Annotated in this window: 20 protein-coding genes; 13 read left to right on the forward strand and 7 right to left on the reverse strand. The window is 64.0% G+C overall.

What is annotated here, in order from left to right; translation table 11 throughout:
• Positions 1–64: 64 nt before the first annotated feature.
• The gene (locus tag C84B14_RS00245; RefSeq protein ID WP_353221368.1) at positions 65–1,237 is read right to left on the reverse strand and encodes an MFS transporter; all 1,173 of its coding nucleotides are present in this window, start codon (positions 1,235–1,237) and stop codon (positions 65–67) included.
• 73 nt (positions 1,238–1,310) lie between these two features.
• Positions 1,311–1,865: a DUF421 domain-containing protein gene (locus C84B14_RS00250; RefSeq protein ID WP_353221369.1), complete on the reverse strand. Its 555-nt coding sequence runs from the start codon at positions 1,863–1,865 to the stop codon at positions 1,311–1,313.
• A gap of 378 nt (positions 1,866–2,243) precedes the next feature.
• On the opposite strand from C84B14_RS00250, the gene C84B14_RS00255 reads away from it, so the two are divergent.
• From C84B14_RS00255 to C84B14_RS00275, 5 genes are all read left to right on the forward strand, one after another.
• Positions 2,244–2,750: a retropepsin-like aspartic protease family protein gene (locus C84B14_RS00255; protein WP_353221370.1), complete on the forward strand. Its 507-nt coding sequence runs from the start codon at positions 2,244–2,246 to the stop codon at positions 2,748–2,750.
• A gap of 84 nt (positions 2,751–2,834) precedes the next feature.
• Positions 2,835–3,104, forward strand: a complete 270-nt coding sequence (locus C84B14_RS00260; RefSeq protein WP_348767392.1) for a DksA/TraR family C4-type zinc finger protein — start codon at positions 2,835–2,837, stop codon at positions 3,102–3,104.
• Between the two features lie 31 nt (positions 3,105–3,135).
• A complete protein-coding gene (locus tag C84B14_RS00265; protein WP_348767393.1) occupies positions 3,136–3,339 on the forward strand; it encodes a hypothetical protein in 204 nt (67 codons plus the stop codon).
• A 115-nt stretch (positions 3,340–3,454) separates the two neighbouring features.
• Positions 3,455–5,089, forward strand: a complete 1,635-nt coding sequence (locus C84B14_RS00270; protein WP_353221371.1) for an acyl-CoA synthetase — start codon at positions 3,455–3,457, stop codon at positions 5,087–5,089.
• A gap of 102 nt (positions 5,090–5,191) precedes the next feature.
• Entirely contained in the window at positions 5,192–6,358 is a 1,167-nt protein-coding gene (locus C84B14_RS00275; RefSeq protein ID WP_353221372.1) for an esterase/lipase family protein, read from the forward strand.
• Positions 6,359–6,384: 26 nt separating this feature from the next.
• Here the strand turns inward: C84B14_RS00275 and bhcB are convergent, their stop codons facing one another.
• Positions 6,385–7,332, reverse strand: coding sequence for a beta-hydroxyaspartate dehydratase BhcB (gene bhcB, locus C84B14_RS00280; protein ID WP_353221373.1), 948 nt, complete (start codon positions 7,330–7,332; stop codon positions 6,385–6,387).
• Between the two features lie 179 nt (positions 7,333–7,511).
• Here bhcB and C84B14_RS00285 point away from each other — a divergent pair, with 179 nt between their 5' ends.
• Both C84B14_RS00285 and C84B14_RS00290 read left to right on the forward strand, forming a co-directional pair.
• Positions 7,512–8,708 carry a magnesium transporter gene (locus C84B14_RS00285; protein WP_353221374.1) on the forward strand — a complete coding sequence of 399 codons (1,197 nt, stop codon included), beginning with the start codon at positions 7,512–7,514 and terminating at the stop codon, positions 8,706–8,708.
• A complete protein-coding gene (locus C84B14_RS00290) occupies positions 8,705–9,250 on the forward strand; it encodes a DUF427 domain-containing protein (RefSeq protein ID WP_353221375.1) in 546 nt (181 codons plus the stop codon). The genes C84B14_RS00285 and C84B14_RS00290 overlap by 4 nt, the downstream gene beginning before the upstream one ends.
• Here C84B14_RS00290 and C84B14_RS00295 read toward each other — a convergent pair.
• Complete coding sequence (locus C84B14_RS00295; protein ID WP_353221376.1) at positions 9,181–11,373, reverse strand: putative bifunctional diguanylate cyclase/phosphodiesterase; 2,193 nt, start codon at positions 11,371–11,373, stop codon at positions 9,181–9,183. The genes C84B14_RS00290 and C84B14_RS00295 overlap by 70 nt on opposite strands.
• A 319-nt stretch (positions 11,374–11,692) precedes the next feature.
• The gene (locus tag C84B14_RS00300; protein WP_353221377.1) at positions 11,693–12,487 is read right to left on the reverse strand and encodes an SDR family NAD(P)-dependent oxidoreductase; all 795 of its coding nucleotides are present in this window, start codon (positions 12,485–12,487) and stop codon (positions 11,693–11,695) included.
• A 232-nt stretch (positions 12,488–12,719) separates the two neighbouring features.
• On the opposite strand from C84B14_RS00300, the gene C84B14_RS00305 reads away from it, so the two are divergent.
• The 3 genes from C84B14_RS00305 (at position 12,720) to C84B14_RS00315 (ending at position 16,883) form a co-directional block, all read left to right on the forward strand.
• A complete protein-coding gene (locus C84B14_RS00305) occupies positions 12,720–13,631 on the forward strand; it encodes a LysR family transcriptional regulator (RefSeq protein ID WP_353221378.1) in 912 nt (303 codons plus the stop codon).
• A gap of 136 nt (positions 13,632–13,767) precedes the next feature.
• On the forward strand, positions 13,768–14,763 hold the full coding sequence (locus C84B14_RS00310) for a TAXI family TRAP transporter solute-binding subunit (protein WP_353221379.1): 996 nt from the start codon (positions 13,768–13,770) through the stop codon (positions 14,761–14,763).
• A 107-nt stretch (positions 14,764–14,870) separates the two neighbouring features.
• Entirely contained in the window at positions 14,871–16,883 is a 2,013-nt protein-coding gene (locus tag C84B14_RS00315; RefSeq protein ID WP_353221380.1) for a TRAP transporter permease, read from the forward strand.
• A 145-nt stretch (positions 16,884–17,028) separates the two neighbouring features.
• Here C84B14_RS00315 and C84B14_RS00320 read toward each other — a convergent pair whose 3' ends face one another.
• Entirely contained in the window at positions 17,029–17,481 is a 453-nt protein-coding gene (locus C84B14_RS00320; protein ID WP_348767101.1) for a hypothetical protein, read from the reverse strand.
• 18 nt (positions 17,482–17,499) lie between these two features.
• Positions 17,500–18,666: a porin gene (locus tag C84B14_RS00325; protein WP_353221381.1), complete on the reverse strand. Its 1,167-nt coding sequence runs from the start codon at positions 18,664–18,666 to the stop codon at positions 17,500–17,502.
• 466 nt (positions 18,667–19,132) lie between these two features.
• Between C84B14_RS00325 and tadA the strand changes: the two genes are divergently transcribed.
• The 3 genes from tadA (at position 19,133) to C84B14_RS00340 (ending at position 22,178) form a co-directional block, all read left to right on the forward strand.
• The gene (gene tadA, locus C84B14_RS00330) at positions 19,133–19,588 is read left to right on the forward strand and encodes a tRNA adenosine(34) deaminase TadA (RefSeq protein ID WP_353221382.1); all 456 of its coding nucleotides are present in this window, start codon (positions 19,133–19,135) and stop codon (positions 19,586–19,588) included.
• 62 nt (positions 19,589–19,650) lie between these two features.
• Positions 19,651–20,799 (forward strand): isocitrate/isopropylmalate dehydrogenase family protein, encoded by a 1,149-nt coding sequence (locus C84B14_RS00335; RefSeq protein ID WP_353221383.1) that lies wholly within the window; start codon positions 19,651–19,653, stop codon positions 20,797–20,799.
• Positions 20,800–20,915: 116 nt separating this feature from the next.
• Positions 20,916–22,178: an aspartate aminotransferase family protein gene (locus C84B14_RS00340; RefSeq protein WP_353221384.1), complete on the forward strand. Its 1,263-nt coding sequence runs from the start codon at positions 20,916–20,918 to the stop codon at positions 22,176–22,178.
• The last annotated feature ends 38 nt before the right edge of the window (positions 22,179–22,216 follow it).

A 22,216-nucleotide genomic window follows, 5' to 3' on the forward strand; every position in this document is an offset into this window, starting at 1 on the left:
CGATGACTTGATTATGGCGCGCATCGCCGGCGCGTACCAGAAGCCACGCGACCGGCGGCGAAGGCTAGGCGCGGTTCGCCGTCCAGCGCGCATGGCTGATCGCGACCGCCCAGATCGCCAGCCCGCCCAGGGCCAGCAGGCTGCCCACCGCGCCGGTCGAGCGCAGGCCCAGGCCGGCGGCAAGCGCCAGTCCGGCGACCCAGGGCCCCAGCGCATTGGCCATGTTGAAGGCCACATGGTTGAGCGCCGCGGCCAGGTTCTGGGCGTCGCCGGCCACATCCATCAGGCGCGTCTGCAGCACGGGGCCAAGCGCACCGCCGATCCCGATACAGAATACGTCGAGGGCAATCAGCCACGGGTTGTCGGCCACGAACGGAAAACACGCCAGTGCGATCGCGCTCCAGAGCAGAATGGCGCCCGCGGTGGGCATGAGCGCGCGATCGGCAAAGCGCGGCAGTACGGCATTGCCGAACGTCATACCCAGGCCGAATACGCACAGCACCAGCGGTATCAAGCGCTCGGACATGCCGGTGACCTGATCGAGCGTGGACGTGACATAGGTATAGACCGCGAACATGCCACCAAAGCCCACCGCGCCGATTGCCAGCGTCAGCCACACCGATACTCGGGCGAGCGCGCCCAGCTCGCGCATGGCGCTGGCATCCGCTGCGGCCTGGTCGCGCGGCGCATAGATCGCGATCAGCGCGACGGCCGTGACCGCGATGGCTGCAATCACCCAGTAACCGCTGCGCCAGCCCGCGGCGTTTCCCAGCCAGGTGGCCAGCGGCACGCCGATGACGGTGGCGATGGTCAGCCCGAGCATGACATAGCCCACGGCCTGGGTACGCCGGGCCGGGTCCACTACCGCTGCGGCCACCAGCGATGCCACGCCGAAATAGGCGCCATGTGGGATGCCGGCCAGAAAACGACACAGCATCAACGAGCCGTAGCCGGGTGCGACCGCGCTCAACGCGTTGCCCAGCGCGAACAGCGACATCAGTATGAGCAGCAGCGGTTTGCGGGCCATCTTCGCCGCCAGCACGGTGATGATCGGGGCGCCGAAGACCACGCCCAGCGCATAGGCACTGATCAGGTGGCTCGCGGTGGACGGATCGATATCCAGCTCAGCCTGAATGAACGGCAGCAGGCTCATGGTGGCGAACTCGGTGGTACCGATCGCGAAAGAGCCTGTGGCCAAGGCAAGGACGACGGGCAGGGCGCCTAACTTCTGGGGCATGGGAACTCATCCGCGGGCGGGCAATGTCGGTACATCGTTTCGCCCCGAGCCGGTTTCAAGGGCTCGGCAGGTATCAATCGTCGGGTCGGGCCAGGCAGTGCAGGCGGTCAGCGTCGCGCACGCGGTCAAACAGCCAGGGATCGAGCCGGTCGCCGTGGGCGAGTACGGAACAATCGCCCGTGGTTTCGAACACCACGGCAAGCACCTGTTCGCGGTCGGTCACGCCCGCCAGCCGTAGCTTCGAGCGCAGATCGTCTTCGGTGACCCGTGCGATGCGCAGGTTGTCGTAGAGCACCTCGTCGCCGGCCATCAGAAGCAACGGCTCGTTGTCGACCAGGTTCTGAATGGCGGCGCTCGCATGGCGTGCGCGCGAGACCGCATATTGCAGGCCATACAGCACGGCCAGGCCAAAGGCCGCGCTCAGCAGATCCGGATTTTTCGATAGCAGCGTCGAAGCGATGATCGAACCGAAGGCAACCGTGGTCGCGAAATCGAAACTCGACATCTTTGAAAAGCTGCGCAGCCCGGCAAGCCGGGTCAGCACGAGCAACGCGATATAAATGCCGATACCGGAAATCAGCACCATGGTCAGCGTGGTTGCGCTGCTGGTCAGCCACTGAAAATTCATTGGCCGCATCCTCGTTTGGTTGGAAAATAAAAGCGGCGCATGGCTGCCGGCCCGGGCGGGGGCGGCATGTGGGCGCGACGGTGGGGCGGGATAGCTTGGTGTGCCAGTCTACCGGACATCGCGGCCGCGACTTTTGCACACCGACGCTGGACGAAGCTGTGGATAAGCCGTGTGCGAGTGCTTCGATCGCCCGGCCGCCAAGGCCTGACGATGGATTGAACAATTTTTGACCACGCCTGTGGCGCGTTTGAAAGGGGGGATCGCGCCGCCGCAGCCGGCGCGCCTGGCGCGCCCGATGCGGTTCGTTATCCTGAGGCCTGTTCTGCACCGGCGCGAAGCGCGCATGGCGCCTGGCCGATCACTCTGGAGCCGATACCGATGTCGCAGTCACTACGCCCGCTGTATCCGGTCGTGGGCACGTTCGTGCTGCTGGGCCTGCTCTGGTGGGGGTTCGATCAGCTGCTGGATAGGCGCGCCCACCCGAATCGGGATGTTGCGGTCGGCGCCGAGGCGCCCGAGCGGCTGGTGCTCGACGCCGGCCCGGGCGGGCACTACATGGTTCCCGGCGAAATCAATGGCCAAGCGGTGCGGTTTCTGATCGATACCGGGGCCAGCCATGTGGCGGTGCCGGCCGATATGGCCGAGCGGCTTGGCTTGTCGCGTGGTGCCCCCATGATCGTGGAAACGGCTGCTGGGCGCGTGCGGGCCCATGCCACGCGCCTGGGCTCGGTTCGTGTCGGTGGGTTCACCCAGTACGACGTGCGGGCATCGATCAACCCGGCGATGGCTACGGATTTCGTCCTGCTGGGCATGACGTTTCTGCGGCATGTGGATATCAGTCAGCGCGACGGACGGCTGATTCTGGAGCCGCCGGCGGGCCGGTGATCGAAGCCGGGTTGGTGGTCGGCCTGTTGAAAGGGCGGCGCGCATGGGTAATGCTGAATCTCTCGCACAGTCGAGGAGCACGACATGGCAACCGGTTGGGCGCGCGAAGGCGCCGTACAGGAACAGATCGACAGCACCGTGGCCGAAGGCGTCGAACTCGCACGCTCGCGGCTGGGCCGCGCCGGCGAGAGCCTGGAGTACTGTGCCGAATGCGGTGAAGAAATTCCGCAGCGCCGGCGCGAAGCGATTCCCGGCGTGCAGCTGTGCGTGGCCTGCCAGGAGGAGGTCGACCAGGATCACCGCCAGAACGCCGCCTTCAATCGGCGCGGCAGCAAGGACAGCCAGCTGCGCTAGGGCCTACATTCCGACGACTGGCTGATCCATCATGCGTTTTATCTGTGAAATCGGTAGCGACGAACATCTGATCGATGCCGATACCTTCGAGGCCGCGGCCGAGGCCGCCGCACGGGCACATGCCGGCGCACGCGGCGAAACCGGCGGGCGCTATACGGTCAAGGTGTCGGAGGCCAACGAGGCCGATTTCCCGCTGGTCAGCGGCGAGGACTATCAGGTGACGCTGGCGGACTGACGCCCCGACGCGCTCGCGCACGCGTTGGCAGCGCCCCTGCAACCGAGCGGCCCATGGCGTGGCGCAGCGTGCGGTTATGGCAGCATGGGCAGATCATGTCCGTACGAGCGTTTCAATGAGCGAGTCCAACCCGTTCGAGAGCCTGCCGCAGAATGCGGCCAACCATGCGGCGATGTCGCCGATCAGTTTCCTGGCCTGGTCGGGCGAGGTCTATCCCGAGCGTACCGCGCTGATTCACGGCGAACTGCGCCAGAGCTGGGGCCAGACGTACGCGCGCTGCCGCCGACTCGCGAGCGCGCTCGACAAGCGCGGCATTGGCCGCGGCGATACCGTCGCGATCATGGCGCCGAACATCCCGGCCACCTACGAAATGCACTTCGCCCCGGCGATGATTGGCGCCGTGCTCAACGCACTCAACGTACGTCTGGATGCGGCCACGCTCGCCTTCATGCTCGAGTTCGGCGAAGCGAAGATCGTGTTCGTCGACCGCGCGTTCGCGCCGGTCATGGCCGATGCCGTAGCCCGTCTGGACAATCCGCCCACGGTGGTGGATATCGACGATCCGGTCTATTCCGGTGACGAAGCGCCCATCGGCGAGGTCGAGTACGAGGCTTTCGTCGCCGAAGGCGACGCCGATTTTCAATGGCGTCTGCCCGACGACGAGTGGAACGCGATCTCGCTAAACTTCACATCGGGTACTACGGGCAACCCCAAGGGCGTGGTCTATCACCACCGCGGTGCTTATCTGAACGCCATGACCAACGCCATGGCCTGGGATATGCCCACCCATGCGGTGTATCTATGGACCTTGCCGATGTTTCATTGCAACGGCTGGTGTTTCGCCTGGACGCTGGCCGCCAAGGCCGGCACCAACGTCTGCCTGCGCCAGGTTGCGGCCGACCCGATCATCGAGGCCATGACCGAACACCGCGTCACCCACTACTGCGGCGCGCCGATCGTGCATTCCATGCTGGTCAACGCCGATGCGCAAAAGCTTGCCGGCATCGACCAGACCGTTTACGGCCTGGTGGCCGGGGCGGCACCGCCGGCCGCGATGATCGAGGGCATGGAGCGTATCGGCTTCAAGTTGACCCATGTGTATGGCCTGACCGAAACCTATGGTCCGGCCGCGCTCTGTGCCAAGCATGAATCCTGGGACGAGGTCAGCCTGGACGAGCGTGTGCGCCTGAACGGCCGTCAGGGCGTGCGCTATCCGACGCAGGCCGCGCTGACCGTCATCGATCAGGACAGCGGCGAGATCGTGCCCCACGACGGCAAGACGATGGGCGAGCTGGTATTCGCCGGCAATATCGTCATGAAAGGCTATCTCAAGAACCCGTCTGCCACCGAAGAGGCCTTTGCCGGCGGCTGGTACCACACCGGCGATCTCGGCTATATCGAACCGGACGGCTATATCAAGATCGCCGACCGCGCCAAGGACGTCATCATCTCCGGCGGCGAGAACATTTCCTCGCTGGAGATCGAAAGCGTGCTCTCGCGCCATCCCGCGGTCGCCTCATCTGCGGTGGTCGCCAGACCCGACGAGAAATGGGGCGAGACGCCCTGTGCCTTCATCCAGCTGCGCGATGGTCAAAACGCCAGCGAAGAAGACATCATCGCCTACTGCCGCGAGCATATGGCGAAGTTCAAATGCCCCAAGACCGTGGTTTTCGGGCCGCTGCCGACCACCTCGACGGGCAAGGTGCAGAAGTACGAACTGCGCTCGCAGGCCGGCGAGTTGAACGACTAGCGCCGAGCTGGCGGCTTGCCGCGTTGGATAGCGATCATGACGGCTTGGCACGCGATATGATTGCGCTCTATGAAACTGCGTACGAGCGCAATCGGAGATTCCATGCGTACAAAGGCTATGTTCATTGGTTTGCTGGTAGCCGGCATGACTGTTCTGGCCGGGTGCAACGACGATGACGCCAACATCGAGCTGACGAGCGCTAACCAGACAGGCGCTACGCCAGCCGATAACCAGGGCTCGACGCCGGGTCGTGGCGATTCGGCTGACGGAGTAGAGGGCGTCGACGAGGCATTTGTGGGCCCGGCGCTGCAGACTGAACCGGCCGAACTCGACCGCTCGTTGAACTGCACGGCATTCGAGCACCCGGATAAACCGCCGGTCTTGTTGGTACACGGCACCACGGTCACTGGCACCGAGCAGTTCACGACGTTCTACACGCCGCAGCTCGTCGCCCTTGGGTTTGATGTGTGTATCGTCACCTATCCTGACCGCGGGCTGGGCGATATGCAGGTCTCGGCCGAATACGTGGTTCACGCCCTGCGCACGATACACGCCCAGACCGGTCGCAAGATCGCGATGATCGGCCATAGCCAGGGCGGGGTGATGCCGCGCTGGGCGATCAAGTACTGGCCGTCGGCGCGCGCGGCGGTGGCGGATTTCGTCATGCTCGCCGGGGTCAATCATGGGACCGATGTGGCCCTGCCGGCCGCAGTGGCCGACAGCTTGACGACGTTTCTGGGGATCGATCGCTTCCCGGTCGGTTTCGCGCCCGCGGTGACCTATCAGTTCGCGCGGAGCTCGAACTTCGTGGCCGCGCTCAACGCCGGCGATGAAACACCCGGCGAGATCGACTATACCGCGCTGTACACGCTCTACGATGAGCTCGTACGCCCGGTAGTAGTCCCCGAGCCCACCGCCGCGCTTGAGTACGAGCAAGGTAATCCGAAGGTAGCCAATATTCTTCTGCAGGACATATGCCCGGGCCATGTGTCGGAGCATTTCGTCATCGGTACGGCCGACAGTCTCGCTTTCGCGCTTGCACTGGATGCAATCAGCAACGACGGCCCCGCCAACGTCGAGCGCGCCGGCGGCGCTTCGGCGCTGTGCGGCCTGCTGCCCGTCGATATCGCGCAAATCGTCATGCCGGGCAGTGCGGTAGGACTGCTCGACGTCGTGGCGAGCACGCTACGCGAGCCCGAGATCGGCCCGAATCTCACCGCCTCGGAGCCGCCCCTGATGCCCTACGCGCAGCAGCCAGCACGGCCATAGGTACGTAAGCGCAGTCCGGGTATGGTCTAGGACCAGGGCAGGCGGTCCAGATCCACGTTGCCGCCGGTCAGGATCACGCCCGCGCGTTGACCGGCGAAACGTTTCGGATGATGCAGGATCGTCGCCAGGGGCAGGGCGCAGGATGGTTCGATGATGATTTTCATGCGCTGCCAGATCAGGTGCATCGCCTCGACGATCGCCGCCTCTTGCGCCAGCAGGATAGCGTCGACGTGGCGCCGCACGATGTCCCAGTTCAGTTCGCCAAGCGAGGCTTTCAGCCCGTCAGCGATGGTATCGGGCGCATCTTCGACCAGCCGCTCGCCGGCCGCGAGTGAGCGATAGGCATCGTCTGCGTTCGCCGGCTCGGCGGCGAGCAGGCGTGTCGTCGGCGACAGGGCGCGACAGCTCAGCGCGGTGCCCGCGACCAGACCGCCGCCGCCGATCGGCGCGATCACCATATCCAGACCTTCGACGTCTTCGAGCAGCTCTTTCGCACAGGTCCCCTGGCCGGCGATGACCCGGGCGTCGTCGTAGGGCGGGACCACGTTGGCGCCGCTTTCGGCGACGATCTCGTCCAGGGTCTGCTGGCGGGCGGTATTGCGCGGCGCACAGAACACCACCGAGCCGCCATAGCCGCGCACCGCCGCAACCTTGGCCCGGGGCGCGGTTTCGGGCATGACTACGGTGCAGTCGATGCCACGGCAGGCGGCCGCGCGTGCCAGGGCCATGCCGTGATTGCCGCTCGAGTGGGTGGCCACGCCGCGACGGGCATCGGCTTCATCCAGGCCGAACACGGCGTTGACCGCGCCACGCGATTTGAATGCGCCGGCTTTCTGGAAGTTCTCGCACTTGAAGAACAGCGTCGCGCCGGTCATCGCATCGAAGGTCGCACTGGTGAGTATCGGTGTGCGATGAATCCAGGGGGCGATGCGCTCGTGTGCGCGGCAAACGTCGTCGTAGTCCGGTAAGTGCATGGCGCGCTCGTGGTTTTAAACACGATGCATAGTGCCCGAGGCCGGTCGCATAAGGGAAACATCGCGGCCTCGGCACCAGGCGCGCGCCGCCTGTCGCAAAGCACTTGTATCGCAACGAGTACGCGCCTTAATAATAAGCGATCGTTGATAACCGCAGCGCCTGCTGTACCGAGGTTTGCATGGCCGAATCCCAGTCTCCAGAACCTGCTCGTGAAACGATCGACGGCCAGAGCCCGGCGCAGGCCGCACAAACGCTCGGTCGGTTACCGCCCGAGCAGATCGAAACGCTGCTTGGGCAGATGCCGCACGACGAGGCGATGGCCGTGGCCGCGCAGCTGCCCGGCGTAGCCTCCGCCCTGGCGGGTGACGAGGCCAGCGAACAGGCGACCGAGGCGGCCGCGGCCGAAATCGATGCAACCATCGACGAGTTGCTGGCCGCCGCGCCGGCCGTGCTCGATTCCAGCAAGACCGCGGCCGAGGCGGTGGCGTTTTTGGTCCAAAGCCAGGCGGTCGCACAGATCACGTATATCTTCGTCGTCGACGACGAGAAACTGGTCGGGGTCGTGGGCATGCGCGATATCGTGCTCGCCAAGCCCGGCCAGCCGTTATCCGAGATCATGGTGAAAGAGCCGTTCGCGTTCAAAAGCGGCACCGGCGTGGATGCGGCCGTGCGTGCTGCACTGGCGCGCCACTATCCGGTTTATCCGGTGGTGGATGACCAGGGCCGTCTGCTGGGCTGTGTACGGGGCTGGCAGCTGTTCCAGCGCGTGGTAGTGGAAGTCACCGCACAGGCGGGCGCCCAGGTCGGTGTCTCGCGCGAAGAACAGGTCAATACCTCCATCCTCGCGGCGTTTCGCATGCGTCATCCCTGGCTGCAGGTGAATCTGCTGACCGCGTTCGCGGCCGCTTTCGTCGTCAGCCTGTTCGAGGACACCATCACCCAGATCGTCGCGCTTGCGGCATTCTTGCCGGTGCTGGCAGGCCAGAGTGGCAATACCGGCTGCCAGGCACTGGCTATTACCCTGCGCGGCCTCACGCTCGGCCAGCTCGATGAATATCCCGTACGCAAGCTGTTGCGCAAGGAGATATTGCTGGGTGCGCTCAATGGTGTGGTGGTGGGGATCGTCGCCGGCGTCGCGATGTGGCTGTATGCGTCTTACTCGGGCGAGCCGAACGCGATCATGCTGGGCCTCGTAATCCTGGTCGCCATGGTCGGCGCCTGTACCGGCAGCGGCATATTCGGGGTGGTCGTGCCGCTCACGCTCAAGCGCGTGGGGGCCGATCCGGCCATGGCCAGCAGTATCTTTCTGACCACGTTCACCGATATCCTCGGCATGGGTTTGATGCTGTTTCTTGCGAGCTCGATTCTCTTGTGACCGCTACCAACGACGACGACGGCTTCGGGTGGCACTATCGCGGAAGTGAGCGTCCGCCGTTCGCCATCGAACCCGGGCCGGGCCAGGAATCGGTATGGGACTATCCGCGCCCGCCGGTGCTCGTGGCCTGCGACAGGCGTATCGACGTGCGCCTGGGCTCGCGTGTCGTTGCCAGCACCCGGGCGGCGTTTCGCATACTCGAAACCGCCGGCGCGCCGACTTATTACCTGCCGCCCGAGGCCGTGGATTTCGATGCGCTGATCGCCGTCGATGCCCAGAGTTTCTGCGAATGGAAGGGCATCGCACGTTACTGGGACGTCACCGACGGTAAACGCCGGGTCGCGCGCGCGGCCTGGAGCTATCCCGACGCGGGCGATCGCTTTGCCGCCATTGCCGGCTGTATTGCGTTCTACTGCGATCGGCTCGACTGCCGCATCGACGGTGTACGGGCCTTCCCGCAGCCAGGGGGCTTCTATGGCGGCTGGGTTACCCCAGACGTTGTCGGGCCATTCAAGGGTGAGCCCGGTACGCGGGACTGGTAGCGTGGCTCAAGGGGGCGCGCGTCTAGACCCGCGTTTGCATTGTCTTTAATTGGTACGACCTTGCCCTGCGGGGCGCGTTGCGTCAGCCGGACAAACTCATCCGCTGCCAGCGCAGGGCTGAACAGATAGCCCTGTACCTGATCGCAGTGCATTTGCTGGAGCTGCACCAGCTGGCTTTCCTGCTCCACGCCTTCGGCCACCACGTCAAGGTTCATGGCATGGGCAAGGTTGATCACGGCGTCGACGATCATCCGTCCGTGCTCGCTGGGGGATGTGAGCTGGCTGATGAAGCTGCGATCGATCTTGAGCTGGTCGATCGGCAGATCGCGCAGGTAGGACATGCTCGACAACCCGGTGCCGAAATCATCGAGCGCGATCCGAATGCCGCATGCACGCAGTCCCCGCAGCGTTTTAAGCGTGGACGCCAGTTCGGCTATGGCCGCCGTTTCCGTAATTTCGCAGATGAGGTCGTCGTTCGACAGGCCGAATTCGTCAAGCGTGCCCAGCAGCACGTCCGGCAGATGCGTATTGCGCAGGCACATGGCCGACAGATTGAAAGCGATCGGTGGTACAACGCGGCCGGCTTGGCGCCATGCCCGCACATCGCGACATATCTGCCGGAGCATGCTCATCTGCAGATCGTTGATCTGATTCGAGCGCTCGGCGACCATGATGAACTCGCCCGGGGATAATTTACCGCGTACCGGATGATGCCAGCGCGCCAGTGCTTCGCAGCCGACCAGCTGACGCGTGGCGACATCATATTTCGGCTGATAGTAGGGTCGAATTTCTCCGCTGGCGATTGCGGCACTGAGTTCGTTGCGGATGACAAAGTCACGTTCCAGCCCGGCGGTTTGTTCGAGCGTAAAGAAAGCATAGCGATCCCGGCCCGCCTGCTTGGCGTTGTGCAATGCAATGTCCGCCGACTTCATCAGGGCCGGGGCGGTCCTGCCATCGGCCGGATAGCAGGCCACGCCGAGGCTGGCGCTCAAACGCGTACGTCCGGCGCCGACCGAACGCACGGCCGCAAGCAGTCGTTCGGATACCTGTTCCAGTGCTTCATCGCCCTGGTTCGACAAAACGAGCAGCGAAAATTCGTCACTGCCCATGCGTACCGCCGTGTCCTGTGGGCGAACGCTCTGATACAGAGCAGCGCCAACCCGGCGCAGGATGTCGTCGCCGTGGTCATGTCCGAGGTTGTCGTTGAGCTGCTTGAAATTGTCCACATCGAGCGCGATCAAGGCGAAGCCGCTGCCGGTGCGCGCGGCGTGCTCTATGGCCAGGTTCAAGCGCTCGCGTAGCAGTACACGGTTGCCGAGGTTGGTCAGCGAATCGTGCCGGTTGGCATGGCGAAGCTGATCGCTGACCTGCTCAAGGGCAGCCATATGCTGCGCTGTGCGATTTTGCAGGCGCCGATCCAGCGCGCCTGCAATCAGCGCACATGCCAGCAACAGCAACGCGGTATTGGTTATCAGAAACGCCAGCCAGGGCGTGCTGATCGCGGTGACGGCACCGCACACGCTGCCGATCGGAAACTGGGCGGCCTGCATGGCCGTGTAGTGCATGCCCACGATTGCGCCGCCCAGCGCCAGGGCAGCGAGTGCCCTGTTCATGAAGCCGGCCTGGTGATGACTGAATGCGATACGCAGAGCGCCATAAGACGCCGCCAGAGCAACGCCGATGGACGCACAGACCCAGAGCGGGTCGTATGAGATCGCCGGCTGCATATCCATCGCCGCCATGCCGGTGTAGTGCATGCCCACGATGGCGGTACTGATGAACACGGTGCCGCCCAGGTGATGGCGCCTGTGCAGCGTGGGGGCCGTAGCCAGACGAAGCCCCAGAACGGAACCCAGCACAGCGAGCAGCCACGAAGCAGCGGTCAGATCGATGCGATAACCCATCTCGATCGGCAGATCGAATGCCAGCATGCCGACGAAGTGCATGGCCCAGATGCCGCTGCCCATACTCAGCGCGCCGGCCAGCAGCCAGCCCCAGGCGGTGGCGCCTTGGGCGGCGCGGATCCGGCCGGTCAAATCCAGCGCCGTATAGCCTGCGATCACGGCTATACCGATCGATACGGAAACAAGTAGCGGATCGTGGGTGCCGGAAAGAAAAGCCATGCAGAGTCCTGGAGTGGGGCGCGGAATCCCCCGCGCCGGCGCTGGTCTGCTGACTTATCGGCCGAACGCCATTTTTTTGAAGTACGCTAACTACGCGAACGACCTGCGCTGGATGACGCCCCACCAAGGGTACGTCGCCGCTCATGGTCGCGCCTGTACCCGGCTCATAGGCAACGACCCGGCCGGTTATTTTCTCGGGTAGACCTGGCTGGAACGAGATGCGTGCCGCTCGCCGGGGATACACAGCTTCGAGCGTATTTCGCGGTTTTTCTCCGGACCCAAAGGCCGACGGTTTGGCACCGCCGGCCCTTGGCATGGCTCAGGCGATGCTGTCGACCACGCCGCCGTCCACGCGCAGGGCGGCGCCCGTGGTGGCCGACGCCTGTTCCGAAACCGCATAGACCACCATGTTCGCGACTTCTTCGACCGTGGCGGCGCGCTGGATGATGGAACTCGGACGGGCCTTCTGGACGAACTCGGCTGCGACCTGTTCCATTGACTGACCGCTCTTGGCCTGCTGATCGGCGAGCATGTCCTGTACGCCTTCAGACAGCGTGGGGCCCGGAAGTACGGCGTTGACGGTTACGCCGGTCCCGGCCAGGCGCTTTGCCAGCCCGCGCGAAACCGACAGATTGGCGGTTTTGGTCATGCCGTAATGCAACATCTCGGCTGGGATATTCAGCCCGGACTCGGACGACAGGAACACCACTCGGCCCCAGCCGGCCTCGACCATGGCGGGAGTATAGGCACGCGACAGCCGCACCCCCGACATGATGTTCACGTCGAAGAATTGCTGCCACTCCTCATCGGGGATGTCGTAGAAATCCTTGGGTCCGAAGATACCGAGGTTGTTGACCAGGATATCGACGCGCGGCTCGGCGTCGACCAGCGTACTGCAGCCTTCGGCCGTGCCCAGATCGGCGGCAACGCCGCGGGCATCGACGTTGGGCACTTCGGCGCGAAGCTCGGCCAGGGCGGCATCGACGCGGTCGGGTTTGCGGCCGTTGATGATCACCGTGGCGCCGGCACGGGCCAGGCCGGTGGCGATTGCGAAGCCGATACCGTGTGTGGATCCGGTGACCAGGGCGGTTTTTTGGCTTAGGTCGATCTGCATGGCAATTCTCTCGAGGTGTGGTGATGGGTTCCCGTTGTCCGGGGCCGGCGCGACAGCCTCCTGCCGGTCGGGCTTGGCATGACAGCAGCGCGGGCACGGTGGCTGCGTTGCTGTATTGACGGGCTCAGCCGAATACTGGGTTTTGCCGAAGATAGAGCCAAGCGGCGCCGGGTGGAATGCTTTGTTGCCAATCATGCAATAATCCGCGGTTTTCGGGCGAGGCGCTACCGGCATGGCCGACGAACTCATTCAGATGCGGGTTTTCGTGCGGGTGGTGGAGTCGGGCAGTCTATCGGCGGCAGGACGGGAACTGGGGCTGTCGCCCGCGGTGGTCAGTCGACGTCTGGCCGCGCTCGAGCAGCGTCTGGGCGTGCGCTTGATCAACCGGACCACCCGCAGCCTGGCGCTGACCGACGAGGGGGCGTCGTTTCAGGCGAGGTGCATGCGCATCCTGGCCGATATCGAGGATGCCGAAACCCAGGCCGCGGTGGGGGCACGTGCGGCCAGTGGCGAACTGCGGGTGACCTCGACCGTGGCGTTTGCGCGTCGGCTTTCGCCGCTGTTGCACGAATTTCAACGCCTGCATCCGGGGCTGAGTATCCGGCTGCACGCCAGCGATGCGGTCATCAATATCGTGGAGGGCGGCTTCGACCTGGCGGTGCGATTTGGCGCGCTGGCCGATTCCAGCCTGATCGCCCGCGAGCTCGCACCCAACCGGCGCGTGATCTGTGCGTCGCCGGCCTATCTCGACCGGCGCGGGCGACCGGCCTCGCCGGCCGAACTGGTGCATCACGACTGCCTGCTCATGAGCGATGCGGGCCCGGATGTGTGGCAGTTTGCCGATGGTACGAACGTGCGCGTGGCGGGGGCGTTTGCCAGCAACGACGGGGAAATCGCGCATTTATGGGCTCTGGACGGTGCCGGCCTGGTGCGCAAGTCGATATGGGATGTCCAGGCGGATCTGGCCGCCGGGCGCCTGGAAACGGTACTCGATGCGCATCCCTTGGCCTGTGCCCATATCCATGCCATGTACCCGCATCGTCGATTCGTCGCACCCAAGGTGCAGCTGTGCGTGGACTTCCTTCGCGAGCGCCTGGCCGCCCAGGCCCTGGAAATGCCGGATCTGGCGGCGGCGAGGGGCTGAGATGGCCGCGGCACAGAGCACGGCACGTATCTGGCGTGGTCCTTGCGTTTATCCCGCCCTTGGCTAGACTCGATTGACCGGCCGCGCTTTCGCATACGGCCTGGGCCAAATCATTTTTCAGGGGGCTTTCATCGCTATGTTCACGCGAATTCTCAAGACACTTGCCGTTGCCACGCTGGTGCTGGGCGTTGCCCAGGCCGCCAGTGCGCGGACCTTCATCACCATCGGCTCGGGTTCCACCACGGGCCTGTACTACCCGACTGCGGTCGGCATGGCCAAGATCGTCAACGAAGCGGGCATCGATATCCGGGCCAACGCACGCTCGACCGGCGGCTCCGTGTTCAACGACCGCGCCGTCGGCGCCGGCCAGCTGCAGATGGGCATCAGCCAGAATAACGTGGCCTATTACGCCTATAACGGCAAAGGCGTCGAGGCATTCGACGGCAAGCCGGTCGAGAATCTGCGCGGCGTGGCCGTCCTCTACCCGGAGACGATCCAGGTCCTGGCACGCAAGGATGCGAACATCAAGACGCTGGCCGACATGAAAGGCAAGCGCGTCTACGTGGGCGATATCGGTTCCGGGACCGAACAGGACGTCAAGAACCTGTTCGGCGCCTTCGATATGAGCATCGACGACCTCAAGGCGCCGGTGCGCGGCAGTGCTGGCAGCGCCGTTGGGCTGCTGCGCGATGGCCAGATCGATGCCATGTTCTATACCGTGGGCCTCGGCGCGTCGGCGATTACGGAAGCCGCGCAGACTGCGCCGATCGAACTGGTGTCGATCGCGCCGGAGAAAATCGAGGAATTGAACGCCAAGTATCCGTTCTATACCCGTATCGACATCCCCGACGACACGTACCCGAACATGGGTGCCGCGACGGCGGTCACGCTCAAGGCCATGCTCGTGACCTCGTCCAACGTATCGGAAGGCGCGATTTATCAGTTCATGAACACCGTGTTTCACGACAAGAAGGACGCCTTCTACAACGACATCGCGAATCCGAACCTCAAGAAATACTTCACGCTCGACACGGCCCTCGAAGGCATGTCCATTCCGCTGCATAAGGGCGCGGTGAAGTTCTTCACCGAACAGAATATCGACGTGAAGGAAAGCCTGATGCCGGCGTCCTGATCCAGGGCAGTTAGCGCAGCGCAACCATCGGACCCCGGCCCCTGCGGCTGGGGTTCGTTCGTTTGGCCGGCCGACGCCGGCACGTTGTTTTATGGCGGGATAGATCGATGAGCGAACACGTGGCACGAGAAGCCGAGGGTATCGTCAAGGCGAGCGAGTACGGCGGCCGCGAGCCCACAGCCAACTGGCAGCGCTGGCTGCTGGTGGTCATTGCCGTGGCGTGGAGCCTGTTTCAGCTCTATGCCAGCTATTTCGGCACGCTCAATCCGCAGAAGATCGGCTCGATTCATCTGGCCTTCGGCTTTGCGCTGGCGTTTCTGGCCTATCCACGCAAGGGCGGCGTGGTCGATCGCATTCCCTGGTACGACTGGCTGTTGGCCGCCGCCAGCGTGGCCAGCGCGCTCTACATCCTGTTCAACTACTACAACATCGTGATGATTCAGGGCGGGCTGCCCGAGCCGCGCGATGTCTGGGTCGGCACCGCGCTGATGGCGTTTCTGGTGATTGCCTCGGTGCGGCTGCTGGGCTTTGCCCTGCCGGTGATCGCGGCGATTGTGGTGCTCTACGGGGTGACCGGCCCGGCGGGACTCATCCCGCTCACCCCGCCCGACGTGATCTATCTGCACAACGGCTATCAGTGGTCGGAAATTATCCAGCAGCTCTATATCACCACCGAAGGGATCTGGGGCACGCCGATCCAGGTATCGGCGACGTTCGTGTTCCTGTTCGTGCTGTTCGGCGCGCTGCTGGACAAGGCCGGGGCAGGGCAGTATTTCGTGGACCTGGCCTATAGCGGCCTGGGCACGTTTCGCGGCGGCCCGGCCAAGGCCTCGGTGGTGGCCAGCCTGCTCACCGGCGTGATCTCGGGCTCGTCGACCGCGAATACGGTCACCACCGGCACCTTCACCATCCCGCTGATGAAACGGGTGGGGTATCCGGCGGTCAAGGCCGGGGCTACCGAGGTGGCGGCGTCGGTCAATGGCCAGCTGATGCCGCCGATCATGGGCGCGGCGGCCTTCATCATGGCCACCTTTATCGACGTGCCGTATTCACAGCTCATCATCTATGCGCTGGTGCCAGCGGTGCTGACCTATCTCGGCCTGCTTTATGTCGTGCATCTGGAAGCGCTCAAGCTCGGCCTGGAAGGCCTGCCTCGCGCCGAGCTGCCGCCTTTCTGGCCGACCTTCATCAAGGGCGTGCACTACCTGATTCCGGTGGCGTTTCTGCTCTACGAACTCATGTGGGCCAACCTCACCCCGGAGCGCAGCGCGCTCAACGCGACCGTGGTTCTGGCCGGTCTCATTCTGGTGCAGGAGACGATCAAGGGCCTGAAAGGCGAGGCCGGGCTGGCCGGCGGGCTGTGGCAGGGGCTGCGCTCGATCGTGGCCGGCCTGGAACTGGGCGCACGCAACATGACCACCATTGCCGTGGCCACCGCTGCGGCCGGCATCATTGTGGGCATGGTCACCATGACCAACCTGGGCTATGGACTGACCCAGGTACTGGACGTGCTCTCGGGCGGCAACATCTGGATCGTGCTGATCCTGTCGGCGATCACCTCGCTGATTCTGGGTATCGGCCTGCCGACGACCGCCAACTATATCGTCATGGCCGCGCTCGTCGCGCCGGTGATATCCAGCCTGGCGGCCGCTGCGGGCATGGACGTGCCGCTGGTGGCCGTGCATCTGTTCGTGTTCTATTTCGGCATTCTTGCCGACGACACACCGCCGGTGGGTCTGGCTGCCTATGCGGCCGCCGCCATTTCGCGGGCCGACCCGATCGCCACCGGCGTACAGGGCTTCATCTACGACCTGCGAACGGCGATTCTGCCCTTCATGTTCTTCTTCAATCCGGAGTTGCTGCTCTACAACGTGAGCAACTGGTACTACGCGGCGTGGGTGATCGCCACGGCCCTGGTGGGCATGCTCGGCTTCGTTGCCGCGACCCAGGGCTATTTCCGGATTCGCATGACCTGGTACGAGCGACTGATCATGCTTGCCGGCGCCTTGCTCATGCTCAAACCGGGCTCCTGGACCGATATCGCCGGAATCGGCCTGCTCATGGCGGTCGGCCTGTTCCACCACATGCGTGCGGCGCGGCAACCCGCTTCGGTTTCGTGATGGCGCCGCGCTTTTAGCGGATTCGGGGCTGTACGGAACGGCCGCGCCCGGTGCGGGCCCGATAAAAAAGGTCGATCGACCCGCGACATCGAGAATGCCCGCGGAATCGATCGACCCGTTCTCTACTACGACAGGTGAGCGCGGACTAGCGCTGCTGGCTGTCCTTCCACTGCTGGTACTGCTTCCATTCCTGCCAGTCCTTGAAGCGCTGGTATTCCGGCGAATCCTTGGGCATGTTCCGGAAGCGCTGGTATTCCTCGTAGTCGGCGAATTCCTGCTGCTGGGCGGCCGAGGGCGCCGTTGCCGTGCTGGAAGCCGGGGCCGCCTCATCGGGCCGGGCGGTCTGTCGGCTGCGCGAATCGCGGTTGATCAACGCCGGCTTGGAGGCATCGTCCGAGTAGACGCGAACACCGTCGTCGTAATCATCGCCACGTGCCGGGCTCATCAGCCCCGGGCCGTCGGCCATCTTGTCGCCCGAACCCGGCAGGCGTTCATAGTTCACGGGTTCGCCTACGCCGGTGCCGGCGCAGCCTGCGACAAGCAGGCTGCACACGGCAACGCAAAGACCGGAGGCCGCGATTTTCAGAGAGTGCTGCATACGGTCTTCGACTCGGTTCTAGAGGAATTTCAGGCGGGTGCCGACGAACAGAATATCAAGATCCTGAGCGTCACCGGTTGCCGAGATGGTGGTGTCGGTGCCGGTGGCATCCGTGCTCGTGTAGCTGTATTCGGCATCGTCGAGCGTGAGGTGATGATAGGAGGCGAACAGTTCGACGCTGTCGATCACGTCATAAACATAGGCCAGGCCGTAGCTGCGCGCGGTGCTGCCATCGCCGGCCAGATCGTTGGTCTGCATATAGCTGACTTCGAAGTGATGCTTGTCCTGCACATAGCCTACGCCGCCGAAATAGTTTTCGGCCGTGGCGCGATCCGGGGCATTGTAGTCGCGCTGCTTGAACGAGGCGGTGAGGGTCAGGCCCGAAGGCAGCAGCAGCGAACCGGTGCCGCCGCTTTCCTGAAAGCGCGGGCTGTTGTCGTTAACGGTGCCGTCGGGCTCGATATCGAAATCCTGGTCTTGCGTATCGAGGTGCGTAAGCACGAAGCCGGCCTTGCCGCCGTCGCCGAACGCGCTTTCGTAACGGGCGGCCAGTTCATAGGCATGGCCGTTGTCCAGGGTGGCCGACAGCACCGCACCGCCGAGGCTGGGCGTGTCGTAGCGCACGCCGTTCTGGCGCGAAATGCCGTCGAAGTGGTTGGAGGCCCCGGAAAGATTGGTGACCACGCGGCCTTCATCGTCGAGGAAGCTGATGCCGCCGGCATACATGGAAATGCCCTGGCCGCCGCCCAGATACATGGTGCCGCTGTAGTTGAGCTCCGAGGAGCCGTTGGCCGCACCGTCGAGCTTGCCGAAAGTGAAGCGACCGAAATCGCCTTCCACATAGACATTGGCCAGACGGTTGTCGAGGAAGTCGTCTTCGCTACCGCCGCCGTTGTTGACGTCGAAAGAGGTGGACGGGTTCTCGTTGAGCGCGATTTCGTAGGCGAAGCCGATGTTGTAGCCGTTCTCCAGATCCTGCTCGCCGGTAAAACGGAAACGGCTGTTGGAGCCGACGTTATCGACAAAGCCGATATCGCGATCTTCGCCGTTATCGGCCGCGATCGCGGCCCGGTCGACCTGGCCGGATACCTTGAATTCGAAGGCGTGGGCCGGACCGGTGAACGCCAATACGGTCGCGGCCGACAGGGCCGATGGCAGCAGGTAGCGTGAGTGCAGGGTCTTCATGATGCTCTCCCCGAGCGGTTAGTGATCGGCAGGCACGATCTCGGGCAAACCTGTACGACAACGCACCTCCAGCAAGCACGAACGTGGACAGGCGGCGCTGTCCGACCGTGTGTTCTGAAAAGTACAGTGCTCGGATATCCCCAATGGCATGTCATCGAACGAGCGCCAGCGCTCGACCATGGTTTGGCAGTGCATCAACGAGTCCAGTTACCCCGGCGGACTCGACGAATGCTCATCGCTGACAATGAGTTGTGCCCAATATTTAATGTGCTTTAGATGATGAGGCGAGCAAGGTAGCGCGCCGATGAGGGCGCATATATTAGACGTTAGTCCTCCAAATTAGCCATGCCCATACTCAAATTGGGTGGTAATGCTGGCTACCGTATGGTTGGCTTGGCAGCGCATGCCGGCGCAGCCTCTGGCGACAGGCTCTAGAATGTCGCTCCGGCGATTGCGATGAACACATATGGACGATATGCACTGGATGCGGCGCGCGCTCGAGCTGGCGCGCCGGGCCGAGACCGAGGGCGAGGTGCCGGTTGGCGCGGTCGTGGTTCGTGACGGCGCGATTCTCGGTGAGGGCTGGAACTGCCCCATCACCAGCGACGACGCGACGGCCCATGCCGAGATCCAGGCGCTTCGCGCGGCCTGTCGATCAGCGGGCAATTACCGTCTGCCTGGTGCGACCCTGTATGTGACGCTCGAACCCTGTGCCATGTGTGCCGGGGCGATCGGGCATGCGCGCATCGCGCGGGTAGTCTACGGCGCCGACGACTTTCGTGCCGGAGCGGTCCACTCGATTTTTTCGGTATTCGACGAGCCGCGTCTCAATCACAGAGTGGCCCATGTCGGCGGCGTGCTGGCCGACGAGAGTGCGGCGCTTCTGCGTGGTTTTTTCCGGGCGAGGCGCGCACAGAAGTGAAAACCCGCATTTTGCCCGGCAAACCGATGCGTATGCATGCAGGTCAGTGGTAGCCTGCAGCCATGAACACCAAAAAGACATGGCGCGTCGCGGTGCTGCCCGGCGACGGTATCGGCCCGGAAGTGATCGCCCAGGCCACGCGGGCGATTGACGCCCTGGTGGCAGGCGACCCGGAACTGTCGATCGACTACGAAACGTTCGAATGGCCGTCGCACGCCTGGCATGAAAAACATGGCGAAAGCGCGCCGGCCGATTATCTCGAACGTCTGGAAAAGTTCGACGCCATTCTTTTGGGGGCGCTTGGCGACCCCGGCCCGAGCGACGATCCGAATCGCTATCTGCTCTCGGATGCGGTATCGCTCTCGCCGCTGCTTGAAATCCGCAAGGGCTTCGACCAGTGGTGCTGCGAGCGTCCGTGCCGGCCAATGGCGGGTGCGCCCCAGTATCTCGCCGATCCGCGTGCCCAGGATATCGACATGCTCGTGATTCGCGAAAACAGCGAAGGCGAGTATGTAAACCAGGGCGGGCGGCTTGCCGTGGGCACCGAGAACGAGATCGCCACGCAGGTCGCACTTTTCACCCATCGCGCGACCGATCGAATTATTCGCCATGCCTTCGAACAGGCAAGGGTCAGGGCGGCCGAACGTGCCGCTGAAGGCCGCGAGCGCAGCTTTGGCCGCGACGAGAAGGCCAGTCAGGTCTGCATGATCACCAAGCGCAACGCGCAGCGCTTCTGGGGCGACATGTGGACCGACATGTTCGCCGAGATCGCCAAGGACTACCCGGACGTGGCCACCCACCACGAACTGGTGGATGCCGCCTGCATGAAGTTCGTCAGCCACCCCTGGGCATTCGACGTCGTGGTGGCCTCGAATCTGTTCGGCGATATCCTCACCGATCTGGCGGCCGTGCTGAACGGCGGCATGGGCGTATCGCCCTCGTCGAACATCAACCCGTCGGATCGTACACGTCCGCCCATGTTCGAGCCCACCCACGGCAGCGCGCCGGATATTGCCGGCAAGAACCTGGCCGGGCCCACGGCCATGCTGCTCACCACGGCCATGATGCTGGAGTGGATGGGCGTCGAGGATCCGGCCGCCGACCGGGCCGGCAAGCGCCTGCGTGAAGTGGTGGCCGCCGACCTGGCCGAACACGGGCGCGAACGCCGCGGCACGATCGAAACCGGCGACGCGATCGTCGACGTACTTTAGCTTTTCCAACGTTTACAAACTGATCCTGCAGCGGGCCCGGCGCGATCGTTGAAACTCGTTTCGATCCGGTCTAGGCTCGCGCGCACAGTGCAACAAGGCCATCCAGGAGTGCCGTCATGCTAGGAAGCAACAAGAGCAATCTATCGCCCCTGCTCAAGCAGGCTACCGACGTCCATGTCGATCGCGGCGAAGGCTGCTACCTGTTCGATACCGACGGCAAGCGCTATCTGGACTTCACCGCCGGCATCGGCGTGACCAGTACCGGTCATTGCCACCCCAAGGTGGTCGCCGCCGCGCAGGAACAGGTGGGCAAGCTCATCCACGGCCAGTACACCACCATTCTGCACAAGCCGATTCAGGATTTGTCGGCCCGTCTGGCCGACAAGATGCCCGGCGATATCGATTCCATCTTCTATGCCAGTGCCGGCACGGAAGCGGCCGAGTCGGCCATGCGCCTGATGCGTCATGCCACGGGTCGGCCCAACATCGTCGTCTTCCACGGCGGATTTCATGGCCGCACCATGGGCTCGGCTTCGATGACCACCTCCGGTACGGCGTACACCGCCGGCCTGCAGCCGATCATGGGCGGCGTTGTCGTGGCACCGTTCCCGAACGCGTTCCGCTACGGCTGGTCGGAAGATCAGGCCACCGATTTCTGCCTGCAGGAGCTGGACTACATCCTGCAGACGATCAGCTCGCCAAACGATACCGCCGGCATGCTCATCGAGCCGATCCAGGGTGAGGGCGGCTTCGTGCCGGCCAACACCCGCTTCATGCAGGGCCTGCGCGAGCGCTGCGACAAGCACGGCATGCTGCTGGGTGCCGACGAAGTACAGGCCGGCTATGGCCGTACCGGCAAGTTCTGGTCGCACAGCCACTACGACGTGGAACCCGATATCGTGGTCACCGCGAAGGGCCTGGCCAGCGGCTTCCCGCTGTCGGCCTGTGCCGCGCCGCGCAAGATCATGGAAAAGGGCCTGCCCGGCTCGCAGGGCGGTACCTACGGCGGCAACGTGGTGGCCTGTGCGGCCGCGCTTGCCACGCTTGACGTGATCGAGGAAGAAGGCCTGGTGGATAACGCCGGTGCCCAGGGGGCGCATCTCAAGGAGCGCCTGGAACAGCTGGCCGACAAGCATGAATGCATCGGCGACGTACGCGGCAAGGGCCTGATGGTGGGCGTGGAATTCCACAAGGATGGCAAGCCCGACGGCGCCCGTGCCGAAAAGATCGCCAAGGAATGCGAAAAGCACGGCCTGTTGTTGCTGCGCTGCGGCCCCGGCAAGCAGGTGGTGCGTTTCCTGCCGCCGCTGGTGGTCACGCGTGAGCAGGTCGACGAAGGCGTGGATATCTTCGCCAAGGCGGTCGACGCAAGCAGCTGATCGCGTCGGCTTCGCCGGATACGAGAAGGGCCGCCGTG

This window comes from Salinisphaera sp. C84B14, assembly GCF_040361435.1.
Lineage (GTDB): Bacteria > Pseudomonadota > Gammaproteobacteria > Nevskiales > Salinisphaeraceae > Salinisphaera.

Coding starts and splice junctions, on each gene's coding strand:
- C84B14_RS00245 (WP_353221368.1), bottom strand. CDS start 1,237: ATGCCCCAGAAGTTAGGCGCCCTGCCCGTCGTCCTTGCCTTGGCCACA.
- C84B14_RS00250 (WP_353221369.1), bottom strand. CDS start 1,865: ATGAATTTTCAGTGGCTGACCAGCAGCGCAACCACGCTGACCATGGTG.
- C84B14_RS00255 (WP_353221370.1), top strand. CDS start 2,244: ATGTCGCAGTCACTACGCCCGCTGTATCCGGTCGTGGGCACGTTCGTG.
- C84B14_RS00260 (WP_348767392.1), top strand. CDS start 2,835: ATGGCAACCGGTTGGGCGCGCGAAGGCGCCGTACAGGAACAGATCGAC.
- C84B14_RS00265 (WP_348767393.1), top strand. CDS start 3,136: ATGCGTTTTATCTGTGAAATCGGTAGCGACGAACATCTGATCGATGCC.
- C84B14_RS00270 (WP_353221371.1), top strand. CDS start 3,455: ATGAGCGAGTCCAACCCGTTCGAGAGCCTGCCGCAGAATGCGGCCAAC.
- C84B14_RS00275 (WP_353221372.1), top strand. CDS start 5,192: ATGCGTACAAAGGCTATGTTCATTGGTTTGCTGGTAGCCGGCATGACT.
- bhcB (WP_353221373.1), bottom strand. CDS start 7,332: ATGCACTTACCGGACTACGACGACGTTTGCCGCGCACACGAGCGCATC.
- C84B14_RS00285 (WP_353221374.1), top strand. CDS start 7,512: ATGGCCGAATCCCAGTCTCCAGAACCTGCTCGTGAAACGATCGACGGC.
- C84B14_RS00295 (WP_353221376.1), bottom strand. CDS start 11,373: ATGGCTTTTCTTTCCGGCACCCACGATCCGCTACTTGTTTCCGTATCG.
- C84B14_RS00300 (WP_353221377.1), bottom strand. CDS start 12,487: ATGCAGATCGACCTAAGCCAAAAAACCGCCCTGGTCACCGGATCCACA.
- C84B14_RS00305 (WP_353221378.1), top strand. CDS start 12,720: ATGGCCGACGAACTCATTCAGATGCGGGTTTTCGTGCGGGTGGTGGAG.
- C84B14_RS00310 (WP_353221379.1), top strand. CDS start 13,768: ATGTTCACGCGAATTCTCAAGACACTTGCCGTTGCCACGCTGGTGCTG.
- C84B14_RS00315 (WP_353221380.1), top strand. CDS start 14,871: ATGAGCGAACACGTGGCACGAGAAGCCGAGGGTATCGTCAAGGCGAGC.
- C84B14_RS00320 (WP_348767101.1), bottom strand. CDS start 17,481: ATGCAGCACTCTCTGAAAATCGCGGCCTCCGGTCTTTGCGTTGCCGTG.
- C84B14_RS00325 (WP_353221381.1), bottom strand. CDS start 18,666: ATGAAGACCCTGCACTCACGCTACCTGCTGCCATCGGCCCTGTCGGCC.
- tadA (WP_353221382.1), top strand. CDS start 19,133: ATGGACGATATGCACTGGATGCGGCGCGCGCTCGAGCTGGCGCGCCGG.
- C84B14_RS00335 (WP_353221383.1), top strand. CDS start 19,651: ATGAACACCAAAAAGACATGGCGCGTCGCGGTGCTGCCCGGCGACGGT.
- C84B14_RS00340 (WP_353221384.1), top strand. CDS start 20,916: ATGCTAGGAAGCAACAAGAGCAATCTATCGCCCCTGCTCAAGCAGGCT.